This is a genomic window from Isoptericola sp. NPDC057391, assembly GCF_042668085.1.
In the GTDB taxonomy this organism is placed as follows: Bacteria; Actinomycetota; Actinomycetes; order Actinomycetales; family Cellulomonadaceae; genus Isoptericola.
Genome location: NZ_JBHVBO010000142.1, coordinates 1 through 11,576, shown reverse-complemented (window position 1 = coordinate 11,576; position 11,576 = coordinate 1). Strand labels below are relative to the sequence as shown.

The 11,576-nt window shown below is 74.9% G+C and carries 11 protein-coding genes; 4 read left to right on the top strand and 7 right to left on the bottom strand.

The features are described 5' to 3' along the window. Window positions 1–86 precede the first annotated feature (86 nt). A complete protein-coding gene (locus tag ACFUVW_RS15890) occupies window positions 87–2,834 on the top strand; it encodes a DEAD/DEAH box helicase (RefSeq protein ID WP_430572296.1) in 2,748 nt (915 codons plus the stop codon). A 92-nt stretch (window positions 2,835–2,926) separates the two neighbouring features. Continuing rightward, the gene (locus tag ACFUVW_RS15885; protein ID WP_430572295.1) at window positions 2,927–3,379 is read left to right on the top strand and encodes a hypothetical protein; all 453 of its coding nucleotides are present in this window, start codon (window positions 2,927–2,929) and stop codon (window positions 3,377–3,379) included. Between the two features lie 16 nt (window positions 3,380–3,395). Here the strand turns inward: ACFUVW_RS15885 and ACFUVW_RS15880 are convergent, their stop codons facing one another. After that, a complete protein-coding gene (locus tag ACFUVW_RS15880) occupies window positions 3,396–4,151 on the bottom strand; it encodes a sulfite exporter TauE/SafE family protein (protein ID WP_430572294.1) in 756 nt (251 codons plus the stop codon). 31 nt (window positions 4,152–4,182) lie between these two features. Here ACFUVW_RS15880 and ybaK point away from each other — a divergent pair, with 31 nt between their 5' ends. Further along, entirely contained in the window at window positions 4,183–4,683 is a 501-nt protein-coding gene (ybaK, locus tag ACFUVW_RS15875; RefSeq protein ID WP_430572293.1) for a Cys-tRNA(Pro) deacylase, read from the top strand. Window positions 4,684–4,698: 15 nt separating this feature from the next. Here ybaK and ACFUVW_RS15870 read toward each other — a convergent pair whose 3' ends face one another. Then, window positions 4,699–5,097 carry a YccF domain-containing protein gene (locus tag ACFUVW_RS15870; RefSeq protein WP_430572292.1) on the bottom strand — a complete coding sequence of 133 codons (399 nt, stop codon included), beginning with the start codon at window positions 5,095–5,097 and terminating at the stop codon, window positions 4,699–4,701. Window positions 5,098–5,223: 126 nt separating this feature from the next. Between ACFUVW_RS15870 and ACFUVW_RS15865 the strand changes: the two genes are divergently transcribed. Further along, a complete protein-coding gene (locus tag ACFUVW_RS15865) occupies window positions 5,224–5,997 on the top strand; it encodes a YggS family pyridoxal phosphate-dependent enzyme (RefSeq protein WP_430572291.1) in 774 nt (257 codons plus the stop codon). 59 nt (window positions 5,998–6,056) lie between these two features. Here ACFUVW_RS15865 and murQ read toward each other — a convergent pair whose 3' ends face one another. The 5 genes from murQ to ACFUVW_RS15840 all read right to left on the bottom strand — a co-directional run. Beyond that, the gene (gene murQ, locus ACFUVW_RS15860) at window positions 6,057–7,031 is read right to left on the bottom strand and encodes an N-acetylmuramic acid 6-phosphate etherase (RefSeq protein ID WP_430572290.1); all 975 of its coding nucleotides are present in this window, start codon (window positions 7,029–7,031) and stop codon (window positions 6,057–6,059) included. Beyond that, a complete protein-coding gene (locus tag ACFUVW_RS15855) occupies window positions 7,028–8,323 on the bottom strand; it encodes an anhydro-N-acetylmuramic acid kinase (RefSeq protein ID WP_430572289.1) in 1,296 nt (431 codons plus the stop codon). Before ACFUVW_RS15855 ends, murQ begins: the two co-directional genes overlap by 4 nt. Continuing rightward, window positions 8,320–9,843: a glycoside hydrolase family 3 N-terminal domain-containing protein gene (locus tag ACFUVW_RS15850; protein ID WP_430572288.1), complete on the bottom strand. Its 1,524-nt coding sequence runs from the start codon at window positions 9,841–9,843 to the stop codon at window positions 8,320–8,322. Before ACFUVW_RS15850 ends, ACFUVW_RS15855 begins: the two co-directional genes overlap by 4 nt. After that, the gene (locus ACFUVW_RS15845) at window positions 9,840–10,667 is read right to left on the bottom strand and encodes a carbohydrate ABC transporter permease (RefSeq protein WP_430572287.1); all 828 of its coding nucleotides are present in this window, start codon (window positions 10,665–10,667) and stop codon (window positions 9,840–9,842) included. Before ACFUVW_RS15845 ends, ACFUVW_RS15850 begins: the two co-directional genes overlap by 4 nt. Beyond that, the coding region (locus ACFUVW_RS15840) for a carbohydrate ABC transporter permease (RefSeq protein ID WP_430572286.1) at window positions 10,664–11,576 on the bottom strand (913 nt) is incomplete at its 5' end. The genes ACFUVW_RS15840 and ACFUVW_RS15845, both read right to left, overlap by 4 nt.

Sequence of the window (11,576 nt, the reverse complement as noted above, 5' to 3'; positions counted from 1 at the left end):
GCTGACTTGATCCTCATTCGGGCGGAATGAGGATCAAGTCAGCACGCTCGTTGCTTTCGGCGCAGGCCTGGAAGAATGGTCCGACCATGACTTCCCCGACCGGCACCACCACCGAGACCGCCCCCGCCCCCCGCCCCGCCGGCACGCTGCTGCCGTACCTGCCCGCCCCCACGGGCGGCGCACCGGACCCCGACGGCCTCTTCGAGGGGTTCGGCGAGTGGGCCACCGGCACCGGCCGCCCCCTGTACCCGCACCAGGAGGAGGCGCTGCTCGAGCTCATGACGGGCTCGCACGTGGTGCTGGCCACGCCCACGGGGTCGGGCAAGTCGATGGTCGCGATGGGCGCGCAGTTCGCGGCGCTCGCGAACCGCCGGTCGGGCCGCGGCGGGCGCACGTTCTACACGGCGCCGCTCAAGGCGCTGGTGAGCGAGAAGTTCTTCGACCTCGTGGCCGCCTTCGGGTCGCGCAACGTGGGCATGATGACCGGCGACTCCGCGGTCAACGCCGACGCCCCGATCATCTGCTGCACCGCGGAGATCCTCGCGAACCTGGCGCTGCGGCGCGGGGCCGACGACGACGGCGTGGGCGCGGACGGCACGTCCGGCGACGACGCGATCGCCCAGGTCGTCATGGACGAGTTCCACTTCTACGGCGACCGGCAGCGCGGCTGGGCGTGGCAGGTGCCGCTGCTGGAGCTGCCGCGCACGCAGTTCCTGCTGATGTCGGCGACCCTCGGCGACACCACCCGGCTGCGGGAGGACCTCGAGGAGCGCAGCGGCCGCGCCGTCGCGGAGGTCGCGGGCGCCGAGCGGCCGGTGCCGCTGACGTTCTCCTACGTCGTCGAGCCGCTGACGGACGTCATCGCCGAGCTGGTCACGACGCACCGCGCCCCGGTGTACGTCGTGCACTTCACGCAGAAGGACGCCGTCGAGCGCGCGCAGGCGCTGCTGTCCACGAGCCTGGCCTCCAAGGACGAGAAGGCCGCGATCGACGCCGAGATCGGCGCGTTCCGGTTCGGCACGGGCTTCGGCAAGACGTTGAGCAAGTTCCTGCGGGCGGGCATCGGCGTGCACCACGCGGGGATGCTGCCGAAGTACCGCCGCCTCGTGGAGCGGCTCACGCAGCGCGGGCTGCTCAAGGTGGTGTGCGGCACCGACACCCTCGGCGTCGGCATCAACGTGCCCATCCGCACCGTGCTCATGACGTCGCTGGTGAAGTACGACGGCGAGCGCATGCGTCATCTCACGGCGCGCGAGTTCCACCAGATCGCCGGCCGGGCCGGGCGGGCCGGCTTCGACACCGTGGGCGAGGTGCTCGTCATGGCACCCGACCACGTGATCGAGAACCGCAAGCAGCTCGCCAAGGCCGGCGACGACCCCAAGAAGCTCAAGAAGGTCGTGCGCAAGAAGGCGCCCGCCGGCGCGGTGAACTGGACGGACTCCACGTTCGAGCGGCTGCGCGACGCCGACCCCGAGCCCCTGACCAGCCAGTTCCACGTCAACCACGCGATGGTGCTCAACGTGCTGGCCCGGGGATCGACCGGCGCGGACGGCGACCCCGTCGAGGCCATGCGGCACCTGCTCACCGCCAACCACGACACCGAGGCGCAGCAGGCCAAGCACGTGCGCCAGACGTTCCGCATCTACCGCTCGCTGCGGGTCGCGGGCGTAGTGGAGAAGGTCCGCGTGCCCGACCCGTCGCGCCCGGCCGGGTACCGGCCCAGCGTGCGGCTCGTCGTCGACCTGCCGCGCGACTTCGCGCTCAACGCGCCGCTGTCCCCGTTCGCGCTGGCCGCCATGGACCTCCTCGACGTCGAGAGCCCGTCCCACGTGCTCGACGTCGTCTCCGTCATCGAGGCGACCCTCGACGACCCGCGGCAGATCCTCTACGCCCAGCAGTCCAAGGCGAAGGGCGAGGCCGTCGCGGCGATGAAGGCCGAGGGCTTGGAGTACGAGGAGCGCATGGAGGCGCTCGAGGAGGTCACGTGGCCGCGGCCGCTCGTCGACCTCCTCGAGCCCGCGTTCGCCACCTACAAGCGGTCCAACCCGTGGGTGGCGGGCGCCGAGCTCGCGCCCAAGTCCGTCGTGCGGGACATGCTCGAGCAGGCCATGACGTTCTCCGAGCTCGTCAGCCTGTACGGGCTGGAGCGCACGGAGGGCGTGGTGCTGCGCTACCTCGCCGACGCCTACCGCGCGCTGCGCCAGGTGGTGCCGGAGGAGCACCGCACCGAGGAGGTGCAGGAGGTCGTCGAGTGGCTCGGCGAGCTGGTGCGCGGCGTCGACTCGTCGCTGCTCGACGAGTGGGAGCGGCTGCAGAACCCGGTCGACGACGACGCCGACCTCGTCGTCGAGGGCGAGCTCGCCGAGGCCGGCGCGGAGGCGCCCGCGCGCCCCGTGACCGGGAACCCGCGCGCGTTCCGCCGCCTCGTCCGCAACGCGACGTTCCGGCGCGTCGAGCTCGCCGCCCGCGAGGACTACGACGCCCTCGGGGCGCTCGACGGCGTCCACGGCTGGGACGGCGACGCCTGGGCCGCCGCGCTCGACCCGCTGTTCGAGGCGCAGGGCGACGACGCGGTCGGCATCGGCCCGGCCGCCCGCGCGGCCGGCCTGCTGACGATCCTCGAGCCGGGCGCCGAGCTGCCCGGCGGCGCGACGACGACCACGCGCGACGGCGTCGAGGTCGCCGAGGTGCCCGCGGGCACGTGGTGGGTGCGGCAGGTGCTCGACGACGCCGACGGCGACCACGACTGGGCGATCACCGCCGTCGTCGACCTGGCCGCGAGCGACGAGGCCGGCGGCGTGGCGCTCACCGTGGTGGACGTCGGCCGGATCTGAGCGCCGGCGTCCGCGGGTTGCAAGCAACCGGGCCTCGCCCTGTGATCGAGGCAGGGCGCCGACCCCGGCTCCCCCGACGTCAGGAGTCCGCCATGGACACCACGACCATCGTCTGGATCGTCGTCGCCGTCGTCGTCGTGCTGCTGCTCGTGCTGGTCGCCGTGGCCCTCGCCCGCCGGTCGCGGGCCGCCGAGGCGCGCCGCCGCGAGGAACGGCGCGACGAGGCCGCCGAGCTGCGCCGGCAGGCGGAGCACGACCGGATCGCCGTGCAGGAGCGCGAGGCCGCGACGGCGAAGCTCGACGCCGAGGCGCGCATGTCGCAGGCGGAGGCGGACCGGAAGGCCGCCGAGGCCGCACGCCTGCAGGAGGAGGCCCGGAGCCGGGACGCGACCCTCGACGAGCGCCGGGCCGACGTCGACGAGCGCCTGCGCCGCGCCGACGAGCTGGACCCCGACCAGGACGTTCACGGCCAGTCGCCCGCGCACCGCGCCGACGGCCCGCCGGACGTGCCGCGGGGCGACACCGGGGGCGCCGCGCGTCCCTGAGCGTGCCCGGGTGCGCTCACCCGAGGTGCAGCACGCCCTGCACCAGGGTCGCGGCGCCGCCGGCGTAGGCGAGCACGATCAGCCCGCGCCGGACGGCCACCGCGGGGACGCGCGGGGTGAGCCAGTCGCCGACGACGAGCCCCGCGACGATCGCGGCCAGGACGACGAGCCACTGCCAGGCGGCGAACGGCGGGAAGGACGCGTCGGTGAGCGTGAGCTTCGCGATCAGCGCGGCGAGCGCGTTGGTCGCGAAGAAGGGCTGCGCCGTGGCGGCGAACCCGCGCGGGTCCCAGCCGCTGAGCACGGAGTAGATCGCCACCGGCGGGCCGCCGATGCCCGCGGCCACGCTCCCGACGCCGCTCGCGACGCCGGTGACGACCAACGGGGTGCGCGACTCGGGCCGGACCGGGTGCCGGCCGCCGCGGCGCAGCCGGGTCGTGACGACGGCGAGCGTCATCGCGACGACCACCAGGGCGCCCACCGTGATCTCCAGCGCCGCCGTGCTCGCGTCGCGCAGCAGCAGGGCCGCGGGGACCATGACGACCACCGACGTCACGGCCAGCCAGGTGTAGCGCCGCCAGTCCACGTCCCGCGCGACCCGCCACAGGATGAGGGCGGACGCGATCGAGCCGGCCAGGTTGACGAACAGCACGCCCTCGAGCGGGCCGACCAGGAGCACGATGAACGGGCCCGCGACCAGGCCGAAGCCCATGCCCGTGACCCGTTGGAGGGCCCCTCCTACCAGGATCGCGAGGACGAGAAGGAGGAGCACCGCACCACCTTACTCAGGCACAATCGGCGGCGTGTCGAAGAAGAAGACGCACGCCTCGCACGGGACGCCCGCGGTCGTCGCGCTCGACCGGGCCGGGGTCGCCTACGGCCTGCACACCTACGACCACGACCCGGCCTCCGGGCTCAGCTACGGCGAGGAGGCGGCCGAGGCGCTGGGCGTCGACCCGGCGCAGGTCTTCAAGACGCTCCTCGCCGACGTCGACGGGTCGCTCGTCGTCGGCATCGTGCCGGTGGACGGCAGCCTCGACCTCAAGGCGCTGGCCCGCGCCGTCGGCGGCAAGCGGGCGGTGATGGCGGACCCCGCCGCGGCGCAGCGCGCCACCGGCTACGTGCTGGGCGGCATCTCGCCGCTCGGGCAGAAGCAGCGGCACCCGACCGTGCTCGACGGGTCCGCGGTGGGCTTCGACGTCGTCTACGTCTCCGGCGGGCGGCGGGGGCTCGACGTCTCCCTCGCGCCCGACGACCTGCTGCGCCTCACGGGCGGGACGACGGCGCCGATCGGCCGCCCGTGAGGGGTGACCGGCGGGTCAGTGCTGGTACGTCGGGTACCGGGCGTCGCTGGGCACGATGTCCTTGCCGAGCGGCAGCAGCGAGACCGGGATCATCTTGATGTTCGCGATCGCCAGCGGGATGCCGATGATCGTGATCGCCTGCGCGAACGCCGTCGTGATGTGCCCGATGGTCAGCCAGATGCCGGCGAAGATGATCCAGATGACGTTGCCCAGCACCGACCAGCCGCCGGCGCCCGGCTTGTCCACCACCGTGCGGCCGAACGGCCACAGCGCGTACCCGGCGATGCGGAACGACGCGATGCCCCACGGGATCGCCACGACCGTGATGCAGCACAGGATGCCCGCCGCGGCGTAGCCGAGCGCGAGCCAGAAGCCGCCGAAGACGAGCCAGATGATGTTGAGCAGGGCCTTCACCCGACCATCCTCGCGTGCGGCGCGAGCATGGCACCACCCGGGATCCCCCTGACGCGACCCTGGACCGGTGCGACGTCGGTCACGTCCCGGCGCCGGCGGCGGCGGCGGCGTTCGTAGACTGGCGCCATGCCCACCGCCCCTGCCGGGATCCCCGCACGCCTGGCCGCCGTCCACGACCGCGTCGCCGACGCGGCGCGCGCCGTCGGCCGCGACCCGCGCGAGGTCCGCGTCCTGCTGGCCACCAAGACCCAGGACGCCGAGACCGTGCTCGCCGGCGTGCGGGCGGCGCTCGACCTCGCCGCCGCGGCGGGCGACGACCGGCCGGTGCTGGTGGGCGAGAACCGCGTCCAGGAGCTCGTCGCGAAGGCGCCCGCCCTGGCGGACCTCGTCGCCGCGGGCCGGGTCGAGGCCCACCTCATCGGCCACCTGCAGAAGAACAAGGTCAACCAGGTGCTCGGCGCCGCCACCGCCGTCGACTCCGTGGACTCCCCCGCGCTCGCCCGCGCCCTGTCGACCCGCTGCGAGCGCGACGGCCGCACCCTGGACGTCCTCGTGCAGGTCAACGTCTCCGGCGAGGAGAGCAAGTCCGGCGTCGCGCCCGACGACGCGGCGGCGCTCGCCGCCGACGTCGCCGCCCTGCCCGGCCTGCGTCTCACGGGGTTCATGACGATCGGCGCACCCCTGGGTGACCATCGCGACGAGGCGCACGTGCGCGCCGGGTTCGCCCGCCTGCGAGCGGTCCGCGACGCGGTGCTCGCGAGCGGTGCCCCGGGCACCGCCGGCGCCCGTGAGCTCTCCATGGGCATGACGGCCGACCTCGAGCTCGCCGTCGCCGAGGGTGCCACCGTCGTCCGCGTCGGCACCGCCGTCTTCGGCGCCCGCCCCACCCCCGCGACGTAGTACCAGTCATGCCGAGGTAGGACGAGTTCTGCCGAGGTAGCACCTCGGCAGGGCCGGTACTACCGCGGCGGGGCGGCCCCCAGGCGGCCGAGGGCGCCGCGCACGCCGTCTCCGCCGTCGAGGGCGCCTCGCGCCGCCGCGGCGTCCACCCCCGCGAGCAGCATGACCAGCGCGACCTGGACCTCCCCGCCGGCCTCGGCGAGCACGGGCGCGCAGACCTCCGGCGCGAGGCCGGTCGCCTGGCTCAGCAGGCGCACGAGCCGGGCGCGGAGCTTGGCGTTGGAGGCGCGGACGTCGACCATGAGGTTCGAGTACGTCTTGCCGAGCTGGATCATCGTCGCGGTCGAGAACGTGTTGAGCACGATCTTCTGCGCGGTGGCGGCCTTCATCCGGGTCGAGCCGGTCACGGCCTCGGGACCCGTGTCGAGCAGGATCGCGACGTCGGCCCGGTCGGCGAGCGGCGCGGCCGGGTTGGCGCTGACCAGCGCGGTGCGCGCCCCGCGCTCGCGGGCCAGGTCGAGCGCGCCGCCGACGTAGGGGGTGCGGCCGCTGGCCGCCAGCCCGACCACGAGGTCGTGCGGGCCGACGTGGTCCAGGTCGCGCCGACCGGCATCGGCGTCGTCCTCCGCGCCCTCCACCGAGACGGTCATCGCGTCGTGACCGCCGGCGAGGTGCGCGTCGAACCACTCGGGGCCGACGCCGTACGTCGGCAGCAGCTCGACGGCGTCCAGCACGCCGAGCCGTCCCGACGTGCCCGCGCCCGCGTAGTGCACGCGCCCACCGGCGCGGATCGCCTCGACCGCCAGCTCCACGGCCTGCGTGATGCGGAACCGCTCGGCGCGCACCACGCTGGCGACGCCGGCGTCCTCGTCGAGGATGAGGCGCACCACGTCGGCGGGCGGGAGCAGGTCGATGTCGGTGGTGCGCGGGTTGCGCTCCTCCGTCGGCGAGACGAGGCGCGCGACGTCGAGCACGTCGTCCGGGGGGCCGGCGTCCGCAGGCACGGCGGGGTCGGGCACGGTCGCTCCGCTCATCGGGTGCTTCCTCTCGTCAGGTCGCGCGCAGTGGTCGGGAGGCTCGCGAGGTCGTGGGGCGCGACCTGGCTCGGTGCGGTGGTGAGCGCGAGGCGCCGCACGGGGACGCGGACGGCCTCCAGCGGCAGCGGCGTCGGCGGGGTGAGCGACCCCAGCACCACCGGTCGCCGGGCGCCGGTGGCCTGGCGCCGGTGCGGGCCGGGCGCGGTGCCCGGCACCCCGTGCACGCCGAGGAAGCCGAGCAGCGCGAAGAGGTAGGCCTCCTTGCCGTCCGCGGGCAGGCCGAGGTCGTCCGCGGTCACCAGGGTGGTGCCGGCCGGGAGCAGCGCGCGCAGCCGGTCGCGGAGCACCGGGTTGCGGGCCCCTCCACCGGAGATCACGACCCGCTCGACGCCCCCGCCCGGCGCGTGGTCGGCGAGCGACCGCGCCACGGTGGTCGCGGTGAGCTCGGTGAGCGTGGCGACGAGGTCGGCGGTGCTGAGCCGGTCGGCCCGCACGCCCGCGGCGGCGAGGCGCGTCGTCACGTACTCGCCGTCGTACAGCTCGCGGCCGGTGGACCTCGGCACGGGCAGACCGTAGTAGGGCTCGTCGAGCAGCGCGTCCAGCGCCTCGGGGTCGACGACGCCGCGGGCGGCGAGCTCCCCGTCGCGGTCGAACGGCTGCCCGGTGAGCCGCTGCACGGCGGCGTCGAGCAGGCAGTTGCCGGGCCCGGTGTCCCAGCCGAGCACGGGCTCGTCGTGCGCGCCGACCACGGTCACGTTGGCGATGCCCCCCACGTTGAGGGCCGCGGTGTACGTCGTGCTCGCGGGCCCGCCGTGCCCGAGCCACAGCGCGTCGAGCACGCTCACCAGCGGCGCGCCCTGCCCGCCGGCGGCCACGTCCGCGACCCGGAAGTCGTTGACCACCGGCCGCCTCGTCTTCTCGGCGATCCAGGCCGGGTTGCCGAGCTGCAGCGTGCCCCGCGCGCGGCCCGCCACCACCCAGTGGTGCAGGGTCTGCCCGTGCGACGCCACGAGGTCCGCGTCGCCGCCCGCGAGGTCGTCGACGGCGCGCCGGGCGGCGGCGCCGAGCTCCTGCCCGACGAGCGTGTCGAGCTGGCAGACCTCGCCCAGGTCCGCGGTGGCGGGCGGCAGCGCCGCGAGGATGCGCCGGCGCAGGTGCTCGGGCCACGCGTACTCGGCGTGGCCCAGGGGCCGCATGGACAGGGTGCCGTCGCGGCGCAGGTCGAGGTCCGCGGCCGCCGCGTCGATCGCGTCGACGCTGGTGCCGGACGAGATGCCGATGACGATCATCGCGCCTCCGTGGGTTCGGGCTCGAGGTCTCCCGCGAGGAGCGCGACCGCCGCCTCCGCGTTGGCCCGCCCCGTGCCGCAGGCGAGCACCGTCGCGGGCAGCCCGCCGGGGAGCGCGGCGAGCCACCGCTCCCCCGCGTCCGGGGCACCCGTGTGCACGACGACGAGGTCCGGCCGTGCCCGCTGCAGCTGCGCCAGCCGTGCGTGCTCCGCGGCGCCGGGGGCCGGCTCGCGCGTGACGACGACCAGCGGCCGTGCGGTGCCGGCGCGCCGCAGCGCCTCGACGCCGTCGTCGTCCAGGGCCGGGTGCACGACGGCGCCGGGCCAGCGGTCGGCGACGGCGCGCTGCACGTGCTGCGCGGTGCGCCCGGCGGCGTGGTCGAGCCGCAGGCGCAGGTCGACGACGTCGGGCGGGCCCGCGAGCGCGGGCGACGGGCCGACGGCACGCACGGCGCGGCGCGCCACCTCGGCGCCCACGGCCGCGAGCGCGGTGCGCGCCTCCTCGGCCGGGACCGGCGCGGCGGACGCCCGCCGCGAACGCAGCCGCCGCACCAGGACGTCCGTGCGGCGGCGCGAGGCCACGAGCAGGTCCAGGGCCACTCGCCCGGAGTCGACGGCGGCCACGAGGGCCTCGACCGCGGACCCGAACAACGCCGCGTCGTCCCGGCCCGTCGTCGTGCCCAGGCACAGCAGGTCCGCGCCGCCCTCGATGGCGCGCACCGCGGCCTCGCCGACGTCCGCGCCGTCGGAGACGGCGCGCATGTCGAGGGCGTCGGTGACGATCGGGCCGGCGTGGCCGAGCTCCCGGGCCAGCGCCGCGACGGCGGGCTCGAGGGACGCCGGCGCGGGCCCGAGCGCGGGCACCACGACGTGCGCCGTCATGAGGGCGTCCGCGGCCCCCTCGGCGACGGCCGCCGCGAACGGCACGAGGTCACGACCGCGCAGGGTCTCCAGGTCGGCGTCGACGACGGGCAGCGCGAGGTGCGAGTCGACGGTGGTGGACCCGTGGCCGGGGAAGTGCTTGGCGCACGTGCCGACGCCGCCGCGCTGCAGGCCGCGGGCGAACGCGACGCCGTGCCGCGCGACCGCCTCCGGGTCGGTGCCGAAGGCCCGCACCCCGATGACGGGGTTGCCGGGCGTGTCGACGTCGAGCACCGGCGCCAGGTCGAGGTCCACGCCCGCGGCCGCGAGCAGGCGGCCCAGCGCCTCGCCCGCGGCCCCCGTGAGCCGGGCGTCGTCCACCGCGCCGAGCGCCGCGGCGCCGGGCAGCGACGAGCCGGTCGCGGCCTCGAGCCGCGACACGTCGCCGCCCTCCTCGTCGGTCGCGACGATCAGGTCGGGCGCGGCGTCGTGCAGGCGCGCGGCGAGGGCGGCCGTCGTCGCCAGGTCCGGCGTGTTGTGGGCGAACAGCACGACCCCCGCGAGCCCGTCGCGCGCGGCGTCGAGCAGCCAGTCCGGCGGCGTGGTGCCGGTGAAGCCGGGCAGCAGCACCCCGTGCACGGCCTGCCGGACGGCGTTCACCCCTTCACCGCCCCGGAGGTCAGCCCCGACGCGAGCCGGCGCTGCACGAGGATGAAGAAGACCATCACGGGCACGGTGATGATGGTCGAGGCGGCCATGATCGCGCCCCAGTCGTTGGAGTGCTGGCCGAAGAACGAGCGCAGGCCGATGGCGACCGTGTAGTTCTGCGTCTCGCCGCCGAGCAGCGTCATCGCGAAGACGAACTCGTTCCACGCCGTGATGAAGCTGAAGATGCTCGTGGCCACGAGCCCGGGCGCGACCAGCGGCAGCAGGATGGAGCGGAACATCCGGCCCCAGGTGGCCCCGTCGAGGTAGGCGGCCTCCTCCAGCTCCACCGGCACGGCGGCGACGAAGCCGCGCAGCATCCAGATGCCGAAGGGCAGCGCGAGCGCCACGTACACCACGACCAGGCCCGTCAGCGTGCCGAGCAGCTCGAGGTTGCGCACCTGCACGAACAGCGGGATGACGAGCGCCTCGAGCGGCACCATCTGCACGATCAGGACGAGCATGAGCACCTGCGTGCGGAGCTTGAAGCGGAAGCGCGCCACCGCCACCGACGCGAGCAGGGCGAGCAGCGACGAGATGAGCACCGTGCCGAGCGCCACGAGCAGCGAGTTGCGCAGGAAGACGTCGAAGCCGCCGTCGGTGAGCACGAACTCGAAGTGGTCCAGCGTCGGGTCGGCGGGCACGAAGGACGACCCGCGCCCCGCCTGGCCGTCGAACGCGCTGACGAGCATCCAGTAGGCCGGGAACAGGGTGAACGCCAGGAGCAGCGCGACGGCGACCCCCTTGCCCACCTGGGTCGCGGTCCGGGGGCGGCTCACAGCTCCTCCTCCTTCAGGATCGTGCGCACGTACGCGACGGTGATGCCGAGCAGCAGCAGCGTCAGCAGCACCGCGATCGCGGAGCCGAAGCCGTACCGGTTCTGCCCGAACGACTCGGTGTACGACCACACGCCGAGGTTGAGCACCTCGCGGTTGCTGCCGGCGCCGCCGGGCATGAGGTAGACCTGCGCGAAGACCTTGAAGTCCCAGATCGTCGACAGGATGATCACGACGGCGAAGATCTGCTTGAGCTGCGGCACGATCACCGAGAAGAACCGTCGCCAGGCGCCGGCGCCGTCGATCTCCGCGGCCTCCAGCAGCTCCTTCGGCACGCCGAGCAGCCCGGCGAGCACCGTGATGGCGACGAACGGGAAGCCGTGGTGCACCACGTTGAGCAGCACGATCGCGTAGAACGACCAGCGGTCGGTGAACCAGTTGACGGGCGCGTCCTGCAGCCCGAGGGACTGCAGCACGTGGTTGAACACGCCGCGGTCCGCGTCGAAGATCCAGACCCACACGTACGTGCCGGTGACGGCAGGCATCGCCCAGGCCGCCATGATCGCGCTGGACACGACGGTGCGCCAGACGCGGCCGAGGGAGGCGAGCAGCACGGCCACGGCGGTGCCGAAGATCACCGTGAACGCCACCGACAGCACGGCGAAGACCACGGTGTTGGGCAGCACCACGGCCCACAGCTGCTCCGAGGTGAACACCTCGACGTAGTTGCCGAGGCCGATCCAGTTGGGCTCGCCGGAGACGATCTCGCGCAGCCCGTAGTCCTGCAGGGAGAACAGCCCCACCCGCACCAGCGGCCACAGGAGCAGCACCGCCAGCACGAGCAGCGCGGGCGTCAGCAGCATCCACGGCCGCACCCGCGCGAGGAGGGACTTGCCGAGCGGGCGGCGCCCG

Excerpts from the sequence above, each read along its gene's own strand:
- ACFUVW_RS15890 (WP_430572296.1), top strand. The coding sequence starts at position 87 with ATGACTTCCCCGACCGGCACCACCACCGAGACCGCCCCCGCCCCCCGC.
- ACFUVW_RS15885 (WP_430572295.1), top strand. The coding sequence starts at position 2,927 with ATGGACACCACGACCATCGTCTGGATCGTCGTCGCCGTCGTCGTCGTG.
- ACFUVW_RS15865 (WP_430572291.1), top strand. The coding sequence starts at position 5,224 with ATGCCCACCGCCCCTGCCGGGATCCCCGCACGCCTGGCCGCCGTCCAC.
- murQ (WP_430572290.1), bottom strand. The coding sequence starts at position 7,031 with ATGAGCGGAGCGACCGTGCCCGACCCCGCCGTGCCTGCGGACGCCGGC.
- ACFUVW_RS15855 (WP_430572289.1), bottom strand. The coding sequence starts at position 8,323 with ATGATCGTCATCGGCATCTCGTCCGGCACCAGCGTCGACGCGATCGAC.